Source organism: Bacteroides mediterraneensis (assembly GCF_900128455.1).
Lineage (GTDB): Bacteria > Bacteroidota > Bacteroidia > Bacteroidales > Bacteroidaceae > Phocaeicola > Phocaeicola mediterraneensis.
In genome coordinates this window covers 3,540,052-3,563,269 of record NZ_LT635783.1, presented here as the reverse complement: position 1 = coordinate 3,563,269, position 23,218 = coordinate 3,540,052, and the positions used below count along the sequence as shown (strand labels likewise).

The following is a 23,218-nucleotide window of genomic DNA, read 5'->3' as shown; positions in this document are numbered from 1 at the left end:
TTTAACTTTACATTAATAAAAATTCATTCACTCTAACAGGGGGCAAAAGTAATGATATATTTTTTAATATTTATACCTTTTTCAAGAAAAATCAGCCAAAAGGTTGCTTTTTAACACTTTTCTGAGGGAGTTCTGTGCAAAAGTATGTTTTTAAGAAGTAATTAATATGCTTTTTTTGTCTTTACACTTTTTTGCTATAAGGAAATATAAATCTTTTTCCATAAACAGTTTCTTTCTTTTAATTTAAATCGGACAGACATAAATACGTATTAGACTTTCTAAAAATGCATATTATTTGCATATTCTTTTAAAAATCACATATTATGAACAAAATCCATTTTCGATTAGTGTATAATCGCAAAAAGAAGTTAAACAAGTGTGGAAAAGCCCTTATTCAGGTGGAAGTATATCAAAATCGCAAAAAGATTTACATTTCGTCAGGAATCTACGTAAATCCGCAACAATGGGACAATTCACGAAGTAGAATCATTCATCACCCTCATGCAGAAGAACTGAATAGAATGTTGGAGGAATTTATGTTGGAACTACAATGGGAAGAATTGAAGTACTGGAAACGTGATATTCCTGTCAACCTATCTGTTTTTCGAAAGCTAAAAGTGCATTCGAATACGGGAAAAATGACATTTTTATACTTTGGTAGAAACTGGGTAGAACAATCGTCGCGCAAAGAATACACAAAAAAGAATTTGCTAACTACACTTGATTTGCTGAATCATTTCCATCCTTCCATTGATTTTGAAGATATCACTTATTCGTTTCTTCAGGATTTTGAGAACTTCATGCGCCAGAAATTTTATGAAACGAATACAATAGCCAAACACATGAGGCAACTAAGGACCTTCGTCAATGAAGCAATAAAAAGAGGTTATATGACAGCTGAAAGTTATCCGTTCAGGAATTATCAGATAAAAACAGTACAAAGCAAACATACATTTTTGTTGCCCGAAGAAATCCGGAAGTTGGAGCAACTGAATTTATCCTCTTTTCCCGAATCTTTGACTCACAGCTTGAAGGCATTTCTGTTCTGCTGTTATACAGGAGTCCGATATTCTGATTTTATACACCTTAACGAGAAGAATATAATAAAGGTAAAAGGGGGAAAATGGCTTATGTTTAAAACCGTAAAAACAAATACAGAGGTAAGTATCCCATTGTATTTGTTATTTCAGGGAAAAGCGCTTCTTCTTTTGCAAGAATACAAACATGACTTAAACTCCTTTTTCCGCTTGAAATCGAATTCATCGGTGAACAAGGATTTGAAGAAAATAGGGATAATGGCGAGAATTGATAAACATTTTTCATTTCATACGGCCCGACATACGAATGCTACGCTTTTAATATATAATGGAGCACAGATAACTACGGTTCAAAAACTATTAGGTCATCAAAGTGTAAAAACAACGCAAGGTTACAGTGAGATATTTTCCAGTACAATCATCAAGGACTTGAAGAAATGCAAATTCTAGTATTCCTTATATAAAGATATATAGCTATTTTATCAAAGGGACAGGCAAACATGAAAAAGTATGGGCAATGGTGGAACAATGTCCTGTTACGTTTTATGTTTTCTGAGGCAGAAACGTATGTTCGCCTATAGGGAAATGTACGTTTCTGCATTGGGAAACATACGTTTTCCACATACGAAACATAGAATATGCCAAACAAGTTAATAATTAATGTCTTTAGATTCCTGTTTCTATCAGTAAAAACAAGGTAGAAAACCTATGCTATTTTCACCATTATGAATGGTTCTAAAGAAGCCATATACAAATAGAAGATTTTATAACGTGTTGTTTGTCTGCAACTTATAAGTATCTTTAGTTCGGCGGGAACTTTGGTCATTTCCTTCATTGGAATGCAGTCACAGGAAGTGAAGGTACAACCGGTGGTGAAGGTAGTTTTGAAATCTGATGCTGAACAGCTTGATGAGGTTGTTGTAACCGCAATGGGTATCAAACGCGACCGTAAGGCGTTGGGTTATGCAGCACAGGATTTAAAATCTGATGAATTAAGTAAAAGTGGTACAACTTCATTGGCCAATGCCATACAAGGAAAATTGACTGGAGTCGAAGTTCGCCAGTCTTCTGGTGCACCGGGAGCTTCTTCACAAATCATTATCCGTGGTGCCCGCTCGTTCGATGGAAACAACCAGCCTCTGTATGTGATTGATGGCATGCCGATTAATACCTCTGCCGACTTCGATACCGGAAGTTCTGTAACTGGTGCGAACTATGCCGACCGTAGCATTGATATCAATCCTGAAGATATTGAAACAATTAACGTACTTAAAGGACAGGCTGCTTCTGCCTTGTACGGTATCCGTGCTTCCAACGGTGTGATTGTAATTACAACCAAACGTGGAGCAAAAAACAACCTGAACAAACCAGCTGTCACTATCTCTACAAACTTGAGTGCTCAACGGGTATCAAGAAAATTTGAACGTCAGACAGTGTATGCACAGGGAGATAACATCAGTGCATATAATCCTTCTTCTTCCAGCACATGGGGACCTAAAATCAGTGATTTGCCTAATGATCCTGTTTATGGAGGAAATGCAAATAATGATTATACTGCTAAATATGGCATGCACGAAGGTCAATATTATAATACCCAGCGTGCTAAAGCAGGACTGGACGGTTGGACTACCCCTCAAATTTATGACAATGTAGGTGATTTTCTTGGTACAGGTTTCACTGAAAATACCAATGTGAATATATCTCAGAGCCTTAATGGAGTAAATTATTCATTTGGTCTGAACAACTCTTATCAGAACGGTATTATTCCGTCTACAGGAATGAACCGTTGGGGAGCAAGAGGATTGGTTGACTGGAAAATCAATGAGGAATGGAACACAGGTTTTTCTGCAAACTATTCGTCTACGAAGATTACTTCAGCTCCGGGTGCCAACGATGGTATCATGAATGTGGTTTATTCGGCTCCGGCAGAATATGACTTGAAAGGCATTCCGACTCATGCTCCAGGAGATGTCACCAATCAGGTATTGTTCCGTTCCACTTCTTTCGTGAACCCTTATTGGTGGGCAGACAACAACGAATACTTGCAGCATACGAATCGTGTGTTTGGAAATGCTTACCTTGAATACCAACCTAAATTGAACTGGGGAGATGGATTTACATTGAAGTTCCGTGAGCAGGCAGGTTTGGATATCTGGACATCCAACTATTCGGATGTAAGAGAAATGGGTTCAACCACAGCTTTAACCGGAGGTGATATTGAGAATTATGGTTCTCAGCACAACGTATTCAATAACTTGTTTACCATCAATTTTGACGGACGGTTCGGAAATGAAGACGAATGGGGGTTGAATATCATCTTAGGTAATGAATTCAATGATGAGAATATCCGTACATGGGACTATTATGCAAGTAATTTCAATTTCCCTGGGTTTACCACTATCGGGAATGCTACCAACCTGGCTTCTGCCAGTGAATATACCAGACGGGAACGTACGGTCGGTTTCTTTGGAAGTGCATCTGTATCATGGAAAGACCAGCTGTATCTGACTGTTACCGGACGTAATGACTATGTATCCACAATGCCTAGAGGTAGCCGTAGCTTCTTCTATCCTTCTGTTTCTTTGGGATGGGAATTTACCAAACTACCTTTCCTTGAAGGTAACAGCGTAATCAACTATGGTAAATTAAGAGGTTCATTTGCACAAGTCGGTCAGGCTGGAAATTATTACAATAATTTCTATTATACCCCGTCTTATGGCGGAGGTTTCTTAGCCTATACTCCGGTGTCTTATCCTCTTCCAAGCGGTGTTTCATCATACGTTCCCTACTATGTAGTCTATGATGAAAACCTCAAACCACAGAATACGGTCAACTATGAAGCCGGTATTGACTTGCATCTGTTCAACAGTAGAATCAAAATGGAATATACATATAGTTTGCAGAATGTAAAAGACCAGATATTCTCTGTACCGACAGATGGTACTATAGGTTATCAGTATATGATGACTAATGCAGGAAAAATGCGTACACATGCACATGAATTCTCAATCAATGCAGCCATCTTGCAGAGTAAAGATTATGATTTGAACTTAGGTATTAACTTCACTCGGATTGTTAATAAAGTGGTAGAACTGGCTCCGGGTGTGGAATCAATCATGTTGGGTGGTTTTGTAGAACCGCAGATCAGAGCTCAGGCAGGATGTACATATCCTAATATCTATGGCGCAGCATTCAAACGCGACAGCGAAGGAAATCTTCTTTTGCTTAACGGTCTGCCACAGGCTACAGGAGACAGCCAGAACTTGGGCAACTGTTCACCTGACTTCACCACAGGTATCACTTTCGGCGGACGCTACAAACGTCTTTCTTTGGAGACTACATGGAGCTGGCAGCAAGGCGGTAAGATGTATCATGGCACGAACATGACACTGAACTATTTCGGTGCGACCAAGGAATCTCTTGATTATCACGAAGGAACGATGGTGGCAGAAGGTATTGATGAAGCTACGGGAGAAAAAAACACGGTTGAAGTCAGCAAACAAGCTTACTATCAGGCCTATTACAATATCTCTGAATCAGGTATATATGATACGAGCTTCGTGAAACTACGTGACGTCACACTGACTTACCAGCTGCCTAAGATGGGTATATTCGATATTTCAGTTTATGGATTTGCCCGCAATATCTTGGTTTGGGCCAACTTGCCTAATTTTGACCCGGAATCATCACAGGGTAACAATAACATGAGTGGATACTTTGAACGTTTCTCTGTGCCTAATACTTCAAGCTTTGGCGGTGGACTTACTATTAAATTTTAATATAAAAACGATTCGAACATGAAGAAATATATATTATCCGTTTTGTCTGTTGCATTTCTCGGACTGACCTCTTGCACCGAGGATATAATGGACGATATCAACAAAGATAATCAGCATCCTGCTCCTGAAAACGTGTCGGCCGCACTTCAGCTGACAGATGCAATCATGGCCACAGGTTTCAGTACTGTTTCTGGGGATTATGCTTTTTATCTCTCTTCTCTCAATGAGCAAGAAATTGGCGTGGGAAACAATCAGCTGATGAGAGCTGAATTACGTAACTCTTCTGAATGGGCTGCGTCTACAACCTTTAACAATGTCTGGAATTCCACATACGGAAATTTGATGAACATTCGTCAGATGATTGACAAAATCAACACCGGAACTCAAGGCAATGCCGGTAAATATGACTTGTTGGGTATGGCCCAAGTGCTGGAAGCCCTGAATTTTGGAGTATTGACAGATATGCATGGAGATATTCCTTATAGTGAGGCTTTGCTGGGACAAAATAATCTCCAGCCTAAACTGGATGCACAAAAGGATGTGTATGTCGGTATATTAAAGACACTGGAAGATGCTATCAGCAATCTTGAAAAAGGAAAAGATTTAAAGTCTGCCGGAAATCAAGACATCGCGTTTAAGAACGATAATGAACAGTGGATGGCCACAGCATACGCTTTAAAAGCTCGCTATTTGATTCATCAGCTGGCTGTAACCGAAGATAGGAATGCACTATTGACAGAGGTGAAAGCTGCGGCAGGGAAGGCTGTCGAACTGGGTTTCAAAGGATTCATGATTAAAGAATTCAACGGCGTTACTTGTGACAATCCCTGGAGCGCTTATCTATGGAGCAGATATTATATTGCTTCTTCAAAAACCGTTACGGATTTAATGGGTAGTGACGACCCTCGTTTTACTTATTACACTTATGAAACAGGAGAATCATATACTCCTGGAGATGAAGCTGCCGCACAAGTTGCCGACGGAAGTCTGGCTTTCCCCGAATGGTATGATTTAGGTACTCAACCTCTTCATCTGTTCAGCGTGTCTGAATTATATTTCATCTTGGCTGAAGCTAAATTACGCCTGAATGAAGATGCTACCAGTGAATTCCAAAAGGCTGTAACCGCTTCTATCAGTGAAATATTGGGATGGTGTGGAGATGATAGCGATGCCAGTGCTTACGTAAATTCATTGGGAACACCGACGCTCAAGACGCTTTTTGAACAGAAGTACATTGCTCAATGTGCGGATGAGCAAGTGGAAACTTACAATGATTTACGCCGTTTGAAAGCAATGGGAGAAAGTTATGTAGTCCTGACCAATCCTTACAACACACAAGGAGGGGTAAATCGTTATCCGGAACGCTTGCCATACGGTAACAGTAGTGTGTTAAGCAATCCAAACGTAAGTAGTGCATACGGAGATGGGTATTACATCTACTCTGAAAAAACATGGATAAACGGTGGCAAATAAAACATGATTTTGCTGGATATTTTATCCTTCTCAACTAAATAAAGAAAAACTTACCCAAGTTTACGTTTGGAGCGTATTCTTGGGTAAGTTGTTTTTTATCTTAAACTGTCTTCCACAATCCATTTCTGGATATTCCGTGTCTTATTGCTGAAGTTTACGCCTATTTTGAAAACCCTCCTCCCATCTGTTTGGAAAGGAATTGCGTAGTGTTTGTCATTTATCTGTTTCAATGCCTCTTCAGCAGAACCGTCCAGTTTAAATTCCATCACATAAATAAAATGGTTTGTTTTTATCACCAGATCTATGCGGCCCTCTGAGGTATGATATTCTGCCTCTGTGTAGAAACCAAGCAGTTTGAATATGATGAAAAGTACATTCTGATAATGTAGCTCCAAATCGCGTATCATTTCATAGGGAGTATCCGCAAAAAAACTTTGCAGGCGTGAAAAGAAGGCATCTATCTCTCCTTTTTCTACTTCCTCTATAAAACTCATCATTTGAAATGCTGACTCTGTGGGCTGTACATGGGCATAATATGGCAACAGATAACTAATAAAACCTTCTTCTACTTCTTTGTTGGGAAACCCCAAAGTATATATGTTAAAACGGGAATTATAGTCTTTAATCGTCAGGTATCCACTTTGATATAGGACTGAGATAGGGCTATTTGCCAAAGGCTCTACGCCATTCAGTAAATCAGCTGTAACCATTTCATTTGAAAGACGGGCCAAATTGCATTTGTTTTGTTTAAGCAATTGGGCCAGATAAGTCGGTGTACCTGTTTCAAACCAATAATTGCCGAACTTCATTTTAGCAAACGTGTTGAAAAGGCTAAATGGGTTATACAATCCTATGGAATCTTCAGTAAAATGATATCCGTCATAACGCTCTTTTAAAGACTGACAGACCTGTTCATAACTCATATTGGTATGAACAGACAATTCATGCAGGTCTTCTTCCAGCCAAGTATGAATCTCATCTTCCGTAATTCCACAAAGTGCAGCATATCGTTGGTCAAAGGATATATCCATCAAATTATTCAAATCGCTGAATATGCTTACCTTACTGAACTTGGTAACACCTGTCAATAATGCGAATTGAATATATTGATCTTTGCTTTTCAATGCTCCATAAAAGGCCTTTAATGTATCACGATAACTGTCTTGCAGTTCATTGCTTCCGATAGTCTGAAGCATGGGCTTATCATATTCGTCTACCAAAATCACGACATTTTTTCCGGTCTTTTCGGCTACACGCTGAATTATTCCTTGGAAACGCAAGGATAAAGATACTTCGCTCGGCTCTGTTCCATAGACTTTTTCCCATTTTGTTAAGATATCATTCAAAATATCATCAAGGCTTTTAAGTGTGTCATATTTTTGCGCATTTAGGTCAATATGTAAAACTGGATAAGAGAGCCACTCTTTTTCCACCTGGTCAATATACAATCCTTGAAACAAATCTTTTCTCCCGGAATAATAGGCTTCCAACGTAGATATCAACAAGCTTTTCCCGAATCGTCTTGGCCGACTGAAAAAATAATACTTTCCGGTCGATACCAAACGATAAATAAGTTCAGTTTTATCTATATACAGATAGCCTCCTTTACGAAGGCTCTCGAAACTTTGTATACCTACAGGATATTTTTTCATCTTGCTAAAGTGTTTATTTACAAAGTTAGTTTTTTTATCTTATAACTCATTCAAAATTAAGAAATATAAGTTGTAATATAACCGGGATTCTATAATAAAAAGGGAGTAGATTCTGGGTAGAAAAATTGTGAAAAACATCCTCTTGTAGATTATTAGAACTTATGAAGAGGAAATATTTAGAAAAAATGTATAAGCTTGATTACAAGACAATTATAAGGATTCTTTAGTTCGGCGGGAACTTTGGTCATTTCCTTCATCGGAATGCAGACTCAGGAAGTGAAAATTGCTCCGATGGTAAAAGTAGTGTTAAAGTCTGATGCTGAGGTACTTGACGAGGTTGTAGTAACAGGCTATGGCATTACTAAGAAGTCAGCATTTACAGGTGCTGCAAGTACGCTGGATGCTGAGAAAATTGGAAATAGAGTAGACCCGAACCCTATTAAATCATTGGAAGGTACAGTCCCGGGATTGCAGATGAATATCGGTTCTGGTCAGCCGGGCGCTCCTGCCACAATTTTTATTCGTGGACGTAACTCTTTAAATTCTGGAACTCAACCTTTATACGTAATTGATGGGGTTGCTTTCGATAACGATGCGGTAGGTATCCGTTCTGACGAAGGACAAACAACCAGCCCGTTGTCTACATTAAATGCACAGGACATTGAAAGCATGACTGTATTGAAAGATGCAACAGCAACCTCTATTTATGGTGCACGTGCAGCTAACGGTGTGATTGTGATTACCACTAAAAGAGGTAAGGCCGGTAAACCTAAGGTAAATGTGACTGCAAAAGTCGGCTTCAACCAGATGCCTTCTTATACCGATAGATATAAATTGGTGGATGCAGATAAAAATATTGAACTGGCAACGGAAGCATTGCTGAACTCTTACAATACGTACGGAGCAAATTCTACTTTTGGTTCTTATAACGAAGGTTATGGTCTGGGTTATACTTATGATCAGGCTGGAGCAGAAGGATTCTATGATTGGTATACTGGCGGTTGGGTTTCAAATTATAGAAACACAGGCAAACAGACCAACTGGATAGATGAAATTACTCGTACTGGTTTGGTTCAGTCATATGCATTTGATATTAGTGGAGGTGGTAACTCTGAAAATGCTCCGCAATATTATGCTTCATTTGCGTATGATAACAACGAGTCTGTAATGAAGGGAAAAGATTTGACACGTTATTCTTTCCGTTACAATATGGACCATCAGCCATCAAGATGGGTGAAATATGGATTTAATACGAACTTGTCATACACCAGAACCAATATGGGTGCAGGTGGTGGTTATTTCTCTGACCCGCTGACCCAGGTTTACATGATGAACCCTATGACAAACGTATATGATTCTGAAGGTGAATTCAATTTTGATACGACTACTGGTTACAACCCTGTAGCTATCCGTTCTGAATATGGTGACAAGAGCTTGGCTAAACAATATCGTGTATTGTTAAGTCCGTATGTACAGATTAACTTTACTCCGGAACTTTTCTTCATGAGCCGGGGAGGTGTAGATGCTTACTTTATTGATGAGTTTGGCTACTGGTCATTCCTTCAACCTCAAGGTGCTGAAATGAATGCGATGGGTGAAAATGCCAACACAACTCGTATCATGTTGACCATCACCAACACGTTGAACTACATTAAAACATTTAGTGATGTACATAATCTGAACTTGATGGTAGGTCAGGAAGGACAGAAGAAAAACTACAAACAAGCATATCTGGCTGGTTCTAACTACCCTGTAGAAGATTTGAATGATGTGTCTTTGGCTGCAACTCCAAGTTCTGCTGCAACTACTCAAATGCAGTTGTTACTGAACTCTTACTTCTTCAACGGTCAGTATGACTATAATCATAAATATTATTTGTCTGCCAGCTTACGTACTGATGGTTCTTCACGTTTTGCGGATGGACACCGTTGGGCTACATTCTGGTCTGTCGGCGGTAAATATCGTTTGACTGCAGAAAAATTCATGGAATCCACAAGCAACTGGTTGTCTAACCTGACTATTCGTGCAAGCTACGGTACAACTGGTAATCAGGAAGTAGGAAGTGGTTATTATGCAGCTTCTAACTTGTACGGTTTTGGATATAATTATAACAGCAAACCGGGTATGCAGCTGGAACAGTTCGGTAATGAAAACCTGAAATGGGAGATGACCAAGAAGTTCAATGTCGGTGTAGATTTGAACTTGTTCAAACGTATTGACATCAGCTTGGACTATTATAACCACCAGACTACAGACATGGTATTCTCTGTACCTTTGTCTTTTGCTACCGGTATGTCTTCTATCTATCAGAATGTAGGTAAATTGGAAAATAAAGGTTTTGAAGCAAGTTTGAATGCCGTACTTTTCAAGAATAAGGATATTACATGGACATTTGCATGGAATGGTTCTATCAACAAAAATAAGGTAAAGAAACTTTCTACAGACTACCCGATTGAAGGCAGCATATCAACTACAGAAGTTGGCTATCCTATTTATCAGTGGAAGATGAAGGAATATGCAGGAGTTGATCCTGAAACCGGTGACGCAATGTGGTATTTAAATGAAGAAGGCAACGAAACAACCACAGATTACAACAAAGCTGCAAAACGCTATCTGGGTGATGCCAATCCTAAATTCTTCGGTTCTTTCAGCACAAACTTGGAAGCATACGGATTCGACTTGGCTGTTCAGTTCAACTACTCTACGGGTGCCAAGATCTATGGTGATAACTTGCGCTATGATGCCAACATCGGTTCTGCATTTTATGAGAACTATATCAATTATGTTTATGATAATCGTTGGCAGAAGCCCGGTGATATTACCAATGTCCCCCGTTTGGACACAGACGGTTCACAGGCAAACCAAGGTTCTTCACGCTTCTTGATGAATGGTGATTACTTGAAAATTCGTTCATTGTCGGTTGGCTATACATTGCCTAAATCATGGTTACGTGGTACTTTCCTGAATAATGTACGTATATTCATGGAAGCAGAAAATCTTTATACGTTTACTGCAGACGATTATATCGGATTCGATCCAGCCGGTATCGATGCCAATGGAGTTCAGTGGTGGAACTATCCGCAAGCACGTAGCTTCATGTTCGGTGTCACAGTAGGAATTTAATATTAAGGAGGAAAATTACATGAAGATAAAAAAATATTTGATATTAGGCTTGGCATGCACATTAACTTTGGGAAGCTGTAGCCTTGATTCTGAAATCTATGATCAGAAAGAGGGAGAGGGAGCCTATACTACGCTGAAAGATATTGAAAACAGCTTGAATGGTATTTATTATCGGGTAGGAAGTTATCCTTTTCTGGGAAATTATGCAACCACTGTCGGTGATTTCTGTAGCGGCATGAGTACAGGAAGTGCTTCATCTGGGCACATGTACAGTTATAGTGCTTTTACTTTTACAAGTACAGACCAAGAGCTGGAAGACATGTGGAATGTAGGCTACAAAATTCTTGCAGGCGCAACAGAAGGCATAAATGCAGCAAACAAACTGTTGACTGATGGTACCATTCTGGGAAGTGAACAAGCAACGACTTATAATTATATTGCTCAGTTCTATGCGTTAAAGGCTTTAGCTGGTTATTATTTGGTAAATCTGTATGCTCTTCCTTATTCAGAGGCTAACAAATCACAGCTGGGTATTATCATTATTGATAAAGAAGTACCCGAAGCTTTCGCAAATGTAAGCCGTGGTACGATTGAGGGAACTTATGCACAGATTACAAAAGATATTCAGTCTGCTGAAGATGCTTTTGGTCAAGCAGGTGAAGAAGCTACTACAAGTACTTATAATTCTGCTTATTATATGAGCATGATGGGACTTCAGGCTTTGAAAGCTCGTGTATATATGTCTTTGGGCGAGTATGGCATTGCTGAAGCTGCCGCTAAAGAAGCCATTGCGTTGAAAGGCAATGGAGATGGAACAGGTGCTGACAATGTTCCCTCGAATGATATCTACGTATCTATGTGGGGAGATGTGGTTATGACGGACGAGGATCTTTTCACCATCAAGAAATCTGAAGATGATAACCTTTCCGCCAATTCTATTAATACATTGTACGGAAGTTATTATGCCACTGTGCAGAATAGCGTAATTAATAAATTCGGTGCCAATGACATTCGTAAACAGCTATTAATTGGTGGAGCTGGAGGTGGAACGACTACAGCCAAATTCGTAGGTAAAACTTCTACAGCAGTTTGTAACATCCCTGTTTTCCGTAAGTCAGAAATGTCACTCATCATTGCAGAGTGTGAAGCACGTAATGGAAACATTGGAGAAGCTCAGAAATATCTGATGTTTACAGCAAAGCGTAATAAAGATATTACGTCAACAGATGATCTGCCTTCAACTTCTGCTGCGTTGTTGTCTTTCATTTCTGAAGAAAGAATTCGTGAATTTGTAGCTGAGGGACACCGTTTCTACGACGCACGCCGTATGGGAGATTTGGTATCAGGAGATAACTTCCAGAATTGGGACATTAAGAATTTCGTATTCCCGATACCAGAAGCTGAAATCAATACAGGAACGGGTTGTCAGCAGAATGACAACTGGAGCGATTATTTGCCCGCGTTATAAGACTAAAATCTTATTTCGGATAAATAATATATTATAGGCTAAAAGATTAGATTTCTTTTAGTTTTTGAAACCTTACCCAAGTTTACGTTTTGAGCGTATTCTTGGGTAAGTTGTTTTTATGTAAAACTATTTTTTTTAGTAGGTTTCTGAAAAGCTTATTGGGATAGCATGTATAATTTTTATCTTGTTGGATTCAATATTATTGTTTTTAAACCAGTTTTTGGTAATATCCCATTAAAATATGGTCTTTTCATATGAATCGTCTTGTTAATAATACAAAATATATGCAATTTTATTCTATTTATATTCGTTTTGTATAAATATAGGTAAATCCATGCAAGCTATTAAGAATCATTTGTTTATCTCTTTTTAATATTCTTTTGTTTCCTGCCTATGGAATAAGTGTAAGAATACCCTCTGTTTGACTTATTCTCCTTAGTTTATTATTTTAGCAGCCCGTTTGTGAAAACATACTTGTTTAACTTAACTAAACTAAAGAGAGATTTTATGAAGAAAAAAATCACGTGGTTCGTGACCTTTCTCCTGATAGGGATTGGTCTGTCTAATGCCCAGATTTCTCAAGTGACCGGTAATGTGACGTCCGATGAAGACGGACTGCCGGTAGTGGGCGCATCGGTATTGGTAAAGGGTACGACTGTAGGGACAGTGACCGATATCGACGGAAATTTTACAATTACCGGAGTGCCGGCCTCGGCAAAAGTTCTGGTGGTTTCTTTTATCGGTTTGCAGAGCCAGGAAGTGCCTGTGAAATCGGTGGTAAATGTGGTACTGAAGTCGGATGCAAAGCAGCTGGACGAAGTGATGGTTGTGGCTTATGGTACAGCCAAGAAGGAATCGTTTACCGGTTCGGCATCAGTAGTCAAGGCTGACAAAATCACGTCAAGGCCGGTAGCCAATGTCACGAAGGCTTTAGACGGACTGGTGGCCGGTGTACAGACCACTTCCGGTTCTGGCCAGCCGGGTTCAGGGGTTTCGGTCGTGGTTCGCGGTTATGGTTCTATCAACTCGGCTCAAAGCCCTTTGTATGTGGTAGACGGAGTGCCTTATGATGGAGATGTGGTTTCCATCAATCCGAATGATATCGAATCGATGACGGTGTTGAAGGATGCCTCGGCAGGTGCGTTGTATGGTTCACGCGGAGCAAACGGCGTAGTGATGATTACAACGAAGAAAGGAAAGTCGGGCAAGGTAAATGTCAATCTGAAGGCTAACTGGGGTGTGGCTTCCCGTTCCATTCCTCGTTATGAGACAATGGATGAGGCGGGATATCTGGAAACTGTTTTCCAGTCGTACAAAAACAATCAGATTTATAATAATGGCCTTTCGCCGGCGGCAGCAGGAGTTGCGGCACTGGAAGCTATGAAATCGGGACCTACTGCGATTTTCGGTCAGAATGAGCAGTATAATCCGTTTAATTATTCTGTGACGGACCTGATTGATCCTACTACGGGTAAGGTGCGTGGTGATGCTCGCTTGAAATATTCGGAAGATTGGATGAACGAGGCGATGGTGAACAATCCGTTGCGTCAGGAGTATAATGCTTCTTTTTCTGGTGGAAATGAGAAGACAAAGTATATGTTTTCATTGGGATATTTGAACGAAAAAGGTTTGTTGAAGACTACCCAGTTCTCACGTTACAATGGCCGTATGAACATTGATTCGGATGTGACAAACTGGTTGAAGGCCGGAATGAATGCCAGCTATTCGCGCAATGAAAATAATACGGCAGTGGAAAACTCATCGGGAAACTCCAATGTGTGGTACACGGCCCAGCTGATGGCACCTATTTTCCCTGTGTACGAGAAGGATGCGGATGGAAAAACGGTATTAGATAAAAGTGGTAATCCGGTGTTTGATTATGGTGCAAACCGCCCGGCGGGTGCGAATGCGGACTGGAATACCATTGCTACCTTGTATGATGACAAATATTCTACAACGAGCGACAACTTGAGTGCCCGTATGTATATGGAATTAGGTAACCTGAAAGAGGGTCCTTTGCAGGGATTGAAATTCTCGGTGAATTATGGATTCGATTTGATTAACCGGGATAATATGACTTATTACAATCCTTATAACGGTAATGCGACTTCCGTGAAGGGACGTCTGACAAAGAGTGCTTCCCGTTCTTTCAGCTACACCTTGAACCAGCTGCTGAATTATGACCGGCGCTTTGGCAAGCATCATGTGGCGGCACTGGTGGGACATGAATTTTATAAATACACCTATTCTTATTTGTCTGGTCAAAAGACCGGTTTCCCTTTCGGTGGGTTGTATGAACTGGCGGCGGCTACAACGGTAGTAGATACGGACTCTTATAGCCATAATTATTCGGTGGAATCGGTCTTGTCGCGCCTGTCTTATGACTACGCCGATAAATATTATTTCTCGGCCAGCTTCCGAACCGACGGATCGTCTCGTTTTTACAAGGACAGCCGCTGGGGTAATTTCTGGTCGGTAGGTGCGAACTGGCGGATTTCGCAGGAAGCGTTCATGAAAAACGTGAGATGGGTGAACAACCTGTCGGTGAAGGCTAGCTACGGTGTGCAGGGAAATGACCGTTTGCTCGATTCAGGCGGTTATGACATTTATTATGCATGGCAGTCTTTCTATAGCCTGAGCTACCCGAACAACACGATGAACGGTGCTGCTTTGTCTTCTTTGGAAAATAAGGGGCTGAAGTGGGAGAAAAACGGCAACCTGAATGTGGGTGTGGAAGGTCGTTTGTTCGACCGTGTGAGCTTCAGTGTGGAATGGTATCAGCGGAAAACTTCGGACATGCTGATGTCTTTCCCGATGGCTACCTCGCTTGGGTTTGACGGATACAACAAGAACATCGGCAGCATGCGTAACCGAGGGTGGGATGTGAGCATTGCCACTGATATCTTCCAGCAACCGAACTTCGGATGGCGACTGACGTTGATGGGTTCGACTGTGAAGAATGAGGTGTTGCAGTTGGCCGATAAACCGGAAATTATTAATGGAAGTTATATCATCCGTGAAGGTGAGACTATCAATTCGTTCTATACGGCTACCGCGGCAGGAGTGGATCCGGCTACAGGTGAACAGTTGTACTGGGTATGGGATACAGATAAAGATGGTGTAAGAGGCGAGAAGTATATCTCGAATGATGCGTCGAAGGCTACTAACTGCAAGGATATCCAGGGCAGCCGTATTCCAAACTTGTATGGTTCTTTCAACAATGAATTCCGGTACAAGAACTTTGATTTGGCTGTGCTTTGTACGTATTCTATTGGAGGTAAGGTGCTGGACGGTGTGTACAGAACCTTGCTGTATGGAAATTATGTCGGACAGGCTAAGAGCAAGCACTTGGAACGTGCCTGGAAACAGCCTGGTGACATCACCGACATTCCTCGTATCGAGATTGGCAAGAGTTATATTACGACTAACAACGACTTGATTGATGCTTCTTACCTGGCCATCAAGAATATCTCGCTGGGATATACTTTCCCGGAGAAACTGATTCAGAAATGGGGCATGAACCGCTTGCGGCTTTCGGCTACGGCAGACAATGTGGTGTTGTTCAACTGCCTGAAGGGTATGAATCCTCAGCACAATTTCAGTGGCGGTACGAGCTTTGGCTATGTGCCGGTTCGGACTGTATCATTTGGTATCGACGTAACATTCTAATGAAAAAAGACAACAATGAAAATCAATAAATATTTTTTATGCGGGCTGGCATTCGCAGGAGTCGGTTTGTTGGCTTCCTGCTCGGATGAATTGGAAACGCAGCCTACCAACTCTGTGTCTGGAACGCAGATTTTTGAGAACGCGGAGCATGCGGAAGCCGCGATTAACGGTGCATATCGCTTTTTGTATACTGCCGGATGGAGCTCTGGCTGGGGCACACAGAACTGTGGGCAGACGGCCATTCAGTTATTTGCCGATTTGATGGCAGAAGATCATTTGATGAATGAACAGGGGCAGGGATGGTTTTATGAGGATTATCGCCTAAACGTACACGGAGATTATGCCGGAAAAGCCGGACGTTCTTATTCTGTATGGAATTTTTATTATACGATTATCAGTAACCTGAATTATATTCTGGCAAACGACGGAAAGCTGGACGGAGACCCTGAATTGGTGAATAGTCTGATGGGGCAGGCGTATGCCTTCCGGGCTTATTGCTATTTTTATCTGATTCAATTGTATCAGCAAACTTATGCAGGGCATGAGAATGCACCGGGAGTTCCTCTTTACACGGAACCGACGGTAGCCGGAACGGAAGGAAAACCGCGTGGTACGGTGCAGGGAGTGTACGACCAGATTAATTCGGATTTGGCCGAGGCAGTCAGCCGTCTGAAAGGACTGAAACAGTCACACATCTCTCACATAGATTATTATGTGGCCAAAGGTTTCCAGGCACGTGCTTTCTTGGTGCAGCATAAGTATAAGGAAGCGGCGGAAGCGGCGAAAGAGGCACTGACGAAACCCGGACTTTCGTTGGTTAAAGTAGATGTCTTGGGTGGAAACAACAGTGTGAAGGTGGACGATGTCATGTGGGGACTGGAGATTTCGAAAGACCAGACTTCGGGTTATGCCGGATTCTTCTCTCACATGGATGCGGATGCAAAAGGTATGTATGGCTCCAAGGCCCGCCAGTGCATCAGTTCCGGATTGTATAACCTGTTGTCGGATACGGATGAGCGTAAGATGAAATGGTTCCGGGGAAAACTGGAAAAGAACGAGAAGGGCAATTCTATGGTAAGTTATTGTCAGTTGAAATTTAAGATGGCCGATTATACCATCTGGACTGGCGACTATCTGTTGATGCGTGCGGAGGAAATGGTGTTGATTCAGGCGGAGGCGGAATGTCATCTGAAGGAGTTTAATCTGGCACGGGCTACCATCAAGCGACTGGGGATGCTTCGGGATGCAAAATATGAAGATATTCTGGCGAAGCGTAAGGATTCGGAAACTTATAATTCGGATACGAATGCTCCTGTTACTACGCTGATGGAAGAAATCCTGTTGCAGCGCCGTGTGGAATTGTGGGGTGAAGCAGGAAGAATTTTCGACTTGCAGCGCTTGGCCTTGGGTTACGACCGGAAGTATGAGGGCTCCAATCATTCGCAAACAGTGCAGACGAAGAATACGGGAGTGGCTTCTCCGCTCTTCATATTCCCCTTGCCTCAGTCGGAGATTGACGGAAACGAGCATATCAGCAGCTCGGATAACAATCCTATTGTTCGATAACTTTTAATAGAAATGAAATGAAGAATTATATACTCGCGATTGCGGTTTTATTATCGGGTGTGGCTGCTTCGTGCAACAAAGATGCGGAAGGAGTGGTGTACACGGAACGTGAAATGGCGTTTTCTTTTGTGAACGCCAAACAAGTGATGGAAGTAGAGGCCGGGAATGCCGGTGTGGTGAAAGTACCGGTTTATCGCTCCAGCAGAACTGGTGAGGCCAAGGTGGAAGTGATGCTTGACGCGAAGGCGGTTTCGGAGAACGTACTGAAACTTCAGACACCGGAAGTGACCTTTAAGGACGGAGAACCGGCGGCTTATGTGGAAGTGGGTTTTGTGCCGACAGGTCAGTGGAAGGAGAAGAAATATACGGCAGTATTGACCTTTAAAGAAGGTACTCATCTGTCTCCGGGTGCTGAGGCCCGTATGGAAATTACGGTACAGCATAAATAACCGCGAATGATTGTGGTTTGTAAAAATAAAAGAGCGCATCTGAAAGGAGATGCGCTCTTTTTCTGTATATTTGCGACATATAGAAATTAGATTTACACTGAATGAAGGAATTTGTGATATCGGATGCGCAGACCGAAAAGGCTGCGTTGGTGGGTTTGATAACCCAGACTCAGAATGAACGTAAGACCAATGAATACCTGGATGAACTGGCTTTCCTGGCGGAGACAGCAGGGGCGGAGGTGGTGAAACGCTTCACCCAAAAGCTGGATACCCCCAACTCTGTGACTTATGTAGGAAAGGGTAAATTGCAGGAAATCAAAGAATACTTGGCTGTTCAGAACGAAAATGAGGAGACTGAAATCGGAATGGTGATTTTCGATGATGAACTCTCGGCGAAGCAAATCCGTAACATTGAAAATGAGCTGAAAGTCAAAATACTCGACCGTACTTCATTAATCTTGGATATTTTTGCCATGCGGGCACAGACAGCCAATGCCAAAACGCAGGTGGAGCTGGCGCAATACAAGTACATGCTTCCCCGCTTGCAGCGTTTGTGGACACACTTGGAACGGCAGGGTGGTGGTTCCGGTGCCGGAGGTGGTAAAGGTTCCGTGGGTTTGCGTGGTCCGGGTGAAACCCAGTTGGAAATGGACCGTCGTATCATCTTGAACCGTATGGCCTTGCTGAAGCAGCGTCTGGCTGAAATTGATACGCAGAAATCCACTCAGCGCAAGAATCGCGGGCGCTTGATTCGTGTGGCGTTGGTGGGATATACCAATGTGGGAAAATCTACGTTGATGAATCTGCTGGCAAAGAGTGATGTGTTTGCGGAAAACAAACTGTTCGCCACGCTGGACACCACAGTGCGCAAGGTGATTATCGAGAATCTTCCTTTCCTGTTGTCCGATACGGTAGGGTTTATCCGGAAATTACCGACCGACCTGGTCGATTCGTTCAAGTCGACATTGGACGAGGTACGTGAGGCTGATTTATTGGTTCATGTGGTCGATATTTCTCATCCGGATTTTGAAGAACAGATTCAAGTGGTGGAGAAAACCATTGCCGATTTGGGAGCAGGCGGAAAACCGAGCATGATTGTATTTAACAAGGTGGATGCTTATACGTACGTGGAGAAGGCGGAAGACGACCTGACTCCGAAAACAAAGGAGAATATCACCTTGGAGGAACTGATGCATACCTGGATGGCGAAATTGAACGATAATTGTATCTTCATATCCGCCCGGGAGAAGACCAATATCGAACAGTTCCGTGACCTCTTATATAAAAAGGTAAGGGAACTGCATGTACAGAAATATCCTTACAATGATTTTTTGTATCAGACATACGACGAAGAATAACCGACAAAAAAATAAAAGATGACAGAACACTATCGTTCACTGGCACAAGAAGAGATTGCGCTGCTGGAGGCACAGCATTGTGTGGCTTCCGACTGGAAAAGCGTAGAGGTGGCCGAGGGCTTCCGTACAGACCATATCCATCATACCCGCTTTTCGGGAAAGATACGGCTGGGAGTCTTTGAAAAAGAGTTTATACTGGCAGGCGGGATAGCCAAGCATTCGGGATTGTATTATGCCACTCTGCACAATGTGTCGGTGGGGGATAATTGTTACATTGAAAATGTCAAGAATTATATTGCCAATTACGAAATTGGGCAGGATACGTTTATCGAAAACGTAGATATTATTTTGGTCGATTGCCGGAGTCGTTTCGGAAATGGAGTGGAGGTTTCGGTCTTGAATGAAACGGGAGGACGTGAGGTAATCATGCACGACCGCCTGTCGGCGCATCAAGCCTATATCATGGCGCTTTACCGCCATCGTCCGCTGCTGATTGAGAAAATGCGGCAGATTATCGAGGCCTATGCAGAAGAGCATGCTTCGGAGACGGGAACGATTGGACATCATGTCACGATTGTCAATGCGGGTTACATCAAGAATGTGCGGATTGGCGATTATTGTCAGGTGGAAGGAGCCGGGCGCCTGAAGAACGGAAGCGTGAACAGTAATGAGGCGGCCCCGGTGCATATAGGTTATGGAGTGGTGTGTGATGATTTCATCATTTCAAGTGGCTCTCATGTGGAAGACGGTACCATGCTGACCCGTTGCTTCGTGGGGCAGGCGTGTCATTTGGGACATACGTATTCGGCTTCCGATTCGTTGTTCTTCAGCAACTGTCAGGAAGAAAACGGAGAGGCTTGTGCCATTTTTGCAGGACCTTTCACGGTGACACACCATAAATCGACTTTATTGATTGCGGGTATGTTCTCGTTTATGAATGCGGGGTCGGGCTCGAATCAAAGCAATCACATGTACAAGCTGGGTCCGATTCATCAGGGAACGCTGGAACGGGGGGCGAAGACGACCTCTGATTCTTATGTCTTATGGCCGGCCCGTATCGGTGCCTTTTCATTGGTGATGGGGCGCCATGTGACGCATCCGGACACTTCCAATCTGCCTTTTTCTTATCTGATAGAGGAGAAAAATACCACGTATCTGGTACCGGGGGTCAATTTGCGGAGTGTGGGTACCATTCGCGATGCGCAGAAATGGCCCAAACGTGACAGGCGGAAGGACCCGAACCGGTTGGACCAGATTAATTACAACCTGTTGAGCCCGTATACCATTCAGAAGATGATGACGGGACGCCGAATTCTGAAGGAGTTGGCACGGGTATCGGGAGAGACTTCGGAAATCTATTCTTATCAGAGTGCGAAAATCAAGAATTCTTCCTTAAACAAGGGAATCAAATTCTATGAAACGGCCATCCATAAGTTTTTAGGCAATTCCGTTATCAAGCGTCTGGAGAACATTCATTTTATTTCCGATGAGGAAATCCGGAGGCGGTTGTTGCCGGACACTCCGGTCGGTACGGGAGAGTGGGTGGATATTTCCGGGCTGATAGCTCCGAAAAGTGAGATTGAACGGTTGATGGAGGATATCGAGTGCGGACGGTTGATTTCTGTGGATGAGATACACAGCCGCTTTGCTGAAATGCATGCCCATTATTACACCTATGAGTGGACGTGGGCTTATGAGAAAATGCTGGAGTTTTATGGATTGCAGGCGGATAAGGTGACGGCAGCAGATATTGTGTCCATCGTGCGTCAGTGGCAGGAAGCAGTGGTCGGACTGGACAAAATGGTATATGAGGATGCCAAAAAGGAATTTTCTCTGACCTCCATGACTGGGTTTGGGGCCGATGGAAGCAGTGAGGAAAAAGTACGTGACTTTGAAGAAGTGCGGGGCGTGTTTGAAAGTAATCCGTTCGTGACAGCTGTACTTGAACATATTAAGGTGAAAACCGCACTTGGAAATGAATTGATAGAACGTCTGAAGGATTTGTTGTAAATACAGGAGGGCCTGTGTATGAAGAGTATATACGGATATATATGTTTGCTTTGTTTATGCCTGATGAGCTTACAGGCACAGGCAGGACGGAAGAAGGTGTTGGAATATCCCGGTTTTGTCTTGTCGAATACCACGGAAATAGAGTTCAAGCGGATGATTTTGACCGATGAGCAGACTCAGGTGGATGCGGTGATGTATGGCAAGCCTGGTACTCCGGTCGTCATTTCTTCCAGAGCCATGTTGAAATGGGGAAATGGAGGAGTGGCAAGGCTTCGTGAGGCAGAGCATATTTCGCTCGACGGAGTGACGGAACCGGAGGTTGTTGGTGAGGACGGGCAATTGGAAGTGACTCTTTCTTTCGCGCCGTTGCAACCCGATGTGCATGAAGTGGATTTTGTGGAACCGGAAATGGGGTGGAACATCTTCGGCATTCAGTTGAGCCGGAAAGAGCCCTATGTATATGTGCCGAACTTTTTGACATCGGAAAATCCGGTCCGCCAGAATGAATTGCCTGAACCGGGATTGTCGGCTGGCAAGGCCGTGGTGAACGGATACCTTTTGGGATATGAAGCCAAGATGTCTCTGTTTCCGGAGCTGGTGTACGACGATGGCCTTTTCCCGAAGGAATGGAATGTGCCGGTAAAAGTCCGTCAGGATGGTTTCTTTCATCTGGAAACAGATTTGTTGCAGCCCACTCTGACTTCATTGAGGCTGAACGGGGCCGTTTTACCCCTTTTTCTGGTTCCTGGAGAGGAACTGACTGTCTATGTCAACCTGCCTCGTCTGAGTATGTCGGCCTCTCACTTGCAAGGAAAGCATTATGAGAAAAAGGAAAAGGCTTGGTTTGATGGAGAGGCCGAAACGATAAACCGGGAACTTTCGTGTGGAAGCTTGTCGGCATTGGAGGCTTATCGGGCTGTAGAAAAAGGGATGATGGAGCAGCCGGAAGTTGCAGCGAAGCTAAAGGCCGATTATGATAAAGTCAGACCGGTGTGTGAGCATTTGCTTGCCGCATCTTCCTTGACTTCGGACGACCGGAAGGTGCTCAAAACAGTGGAGTTCCCGGAAATTCGTACGTATGTGGAAGCGGTTGCACAGGCTTTGCAACTGAATGCGGCACGGGTGGAATCCACCAAGGAAGCCGTAATTGCTTCGTTGGCCACGCAGGTGGAAGGAGCTGATATCCTTCCGCGGATTATCGCACCCCATAAAGGTCGGGCTATTCTGGTGGATTTTTGGGCTACTTGGTGCGGTCCGTGCCGGAAAAGCATGCAGGCCATGGTCCCTCTGAAAAGAGGTCTGTCTTCCAAAGACATTGTGTATATTTATCTGACCGGCCCTTCTTCGCCGGAGAATATCTGGAAGTCCAGCCTTTCCAAAATGACAGGGGTACATTACCGGCTGACGGACGCACAATGGAAATACCTTTGTAATGCGTATGGGGTGACTGGTATTCCTGCTTATCTGATTATCAGCCATGACGGAAAATTGCAGGCACGCTATGTAGGTTTCCCGGGAGTAGACGTGCTGCAGAAAGATTTGCTTCGTGCGGTGGAAGAGTAAAACGGATTGCCGATAACTTTTTGGATGAATTAAGGAAAAATTTCGATAATACTTTGTAACTTTGTGTCCAC

At 42.8% G+C, this 23,218-nt stretch carries 12 protein-coding genes; 11 read left to right on the top strand and 1 reads right to left on the bottom strand.

The genetic code is table 11. From position 1 onward, the window contains the following. The first annotated feature begins 323 nt into the window (after positions 1 to 323). The 3 genes from BQ7480_RS15260 to BQ7480_RS15250 all read left to right on the top strand — a co-directional run bounded on the left by BQ7480_RS15260 (position 324) and on the right by BQ7480_RS15250 (position 6,289). Entirely contained in the window at positions 324 to 1,487 is a 1,164-nt protein-coding gene (locus BQ7480_RS15260; protein ID WP_072543516.1) for a site-specific integrase, read from the top strand. Between the two features lie 347 nt (positions 1,488 to 1,834). Further along, positions 1,835 to 4,816, top strand: a complete 2,982-nt coding sequence (locus tag BQ7480_RS15255; protein WP_072543515.1) for a SusC/RagA family TonB-linked outer membrane protein — start codon at positions 1,835 to 1,837, stop codon at positions 4,814 to 4,816. An 18-nt stretch (positions 4,817 to 4,834) separates the two neighbouring features. After that, the gene (locus BQ7480_RS15250) at positions 4,835 to 6,289 is read left to right on the top strand and encodes a SusD/RagB family nutrient-binding outer membrane lipoprotein (RefSeq protein ID WP_072543514.1); all 1,455 of its coding nucleotides are present in this window, start codon (positions 4,835 to 4,837) and stop codon (positions 6,287 to 6,289) included. A gap of 95 nt (positions 6,290 to 6,384) precedes the next feature. Here the strand turns inward: BQ7480_RS15250 and BQ7480_RS15245 are convergent, their stop codons facing one another. Then, entirely contained in the window at positions 6,385 to 7,941 is a 1,557-nt protein-coding gene (locus BQ7480_RS15245) for an ATP-binding protein (protein ID WP_072543513.1), read from the bottom strand. A gap of 240 nt (positions 7,942 to 8,181) precedes the next feature. On the opposite strand from BQ7480_RS15245, the gene BQ7480_RS15240 reads away from it, so the two are divergent. The 8 genes from BQ7480_RS15240 to BQ7480_RS15205 all read left to right on the top strand — a co-directional run bounded on the left by BQ7480_RS15240 (position 8,182) and on the right by BQ7480_RS15205 (position 23,147). After that, positions 8,182 to 11,064 (top strand): SusC/RagA family TonB-linked outer membrane protein, encoded by a 2,883-nt coding sequence (locus BQ7480_RS15240; protein WP_072543512.1) that lies wholly within the window; start codon positions 8,182 to 8,184, stop codon positions 11,062 to 11,064. A 19-nt stretch (positions 11,065 to 11,083) separates the two neighbouring features. Further along, complete coding sequence (locus tag BQ7480_RS15235) at positions 11,084 to 12,532, top strand: RagB/SusD family nutrient uptake outer membrane protein (RefSeq protein WP_072543511.1); 1,449 nt, start codon at positions 11,084 to 11,086, stop codon at positions 12,530 to 12,532. Between the two features lie 507 nt (positions 12,533 to 13,039). Next, positions 13,040 to 16,201, top strand: coding sequence for a SusC/RagA family TonB-linked outer membrane protein (locus BQ7480_RS15230; protein ID WP_083581844.1), 3,162 nt, complete (start codon positions 13,040 to 13,042; stop codon positions 16,199 to 16,201). A gap of 15 nt (positions 16,202 to 16,216) precedes the next feature. Further along, complete coding sequence (locus BQ7480_RS15225; protein WP_072543510.1) at positions 16,217 to 17,767, top strand: RagB/SusD family nutrient uptake outer membrane protein; 1,551 nt, start codon at positions 16,217 to 16,219, stop codon at positions 17,765 to 17,767. A gap of 17 nt (positions 17,768 to 17,784) precedes the next feature. Next, complete coding sequence (locus tag BQ7480_RS15220) at positions 17,785 to 18,216, top strand: hypothetical protein (protein WP_072543509.1); 432 nt, start codon at positions 17,785 to 17,787, stop codon at positions 18,214 to 18,216. Between the two features lie 101 nt (positions 18,217 to 18,317). Further along, positions 18,318 to 19,574: a GTPase HflX gene (hflX, locus tag BQ7480_RS15215; RefSeq protein WP_072543508.1), complete on the top strand. Its 1,257-nt coding sequence runs from the start codon at positions 18,318 to 18,320 to the stop codon at positions 19,572 to 19,574. An 18-nt stretch (positions 19,575 to 19,592) separates the two neighbouring features. Further along, positions 19,593 to 21,584 carry a DUF4954 family protein gene (locus BQ7480_RS15210; protein WP_072543507.1) on the top strand — a complete coding sequence of 664 codons (1,992 nt, stop codon included), beginning with the start codon at positions 19,593 to 19,595 and terminating at the stop codon, positions 21,582 to 21,584. Between the two features lie 63 nt (positions 21,585 to 21,647). Further along, entirely contained in the window at positions 21,648 to 23,147 is a 1,500-nt protein-coding gene (locus BQ7480_RS15205) for a TlpA family protein disulfide reductase (protein WP_083581843.1), read from the top strand. Positions 23,148 to 23,218: the final 71 nt, after the last annotated feature.

Coding starts and splice junctions, on each gene's coding strand:
- BQ7480_RS15260 (WP_072543516.1), top strand. CDS start 324: ATGAACAAAATCCATTTTCGATTAGTGTATAATCGCAAAAAGAAGTTA.
- BQ7480_RS15250 (WP_072543514.1), top strand. CDS start 4,835: ATGAAGAAATATATATTATCCGTTTTGTCTGTTGCATTTCTCGGACTG.
- BQ7480_RS15245 (WP_072543513.1), bottom strand. CDS start 7,941: ATGAAAAAATATCCTGTAGGTATACAAAGTTTCGAGAGCCTTCGTAAA.
- BQ7480_RS15235 (WP_072543511.1), top strand. CDS start 11,084: ATGAAGATAAAAAAATATTTGATATTAGGCTTGGCATGCACATTAACT.
- BQ7480_RS15230 (WP_083581844.1), top strand. CDS start 13,040: ATGAAGAAAAAAATCACGTGGTTCGTGACCTTTCTCCTGATAGGGATT.
- BQ7480_RS15225 (WP_072543510.1), top strand. CDS start 16,217: ATGAAAATCAATAAATATTTTTTATGCGGGCTGGCATTCGCAGGAGTC.
- BQ7480_RS15220 (WP_072543509.1), top strand. CDS start 17,785: ATGAAGAATTATATACTCGCGATTGCGGTTTTATTATCGGGTGTGGCT.
- hflX (WP_072543508.1), top strand. CDS start 18,318: ATGAAGGAATTTGTGATATCGGATGCGCAGACCGAAAAGGCTGCGTTG.
- BQ7480_RS15210 (WP_072543507.1), top strand. CDS start 19,593: ATGACAGAACACTATCGTTCACTGGCACAAGAAGAGATTGCGCTGCTG.
- BQ7480_RS15205 (WP_083581843.1), top strand. CDS start 21,648: ATGAGCTTACAGGCACAGGCAGGACGGAAGAAGGTGTTGGAATATCCC.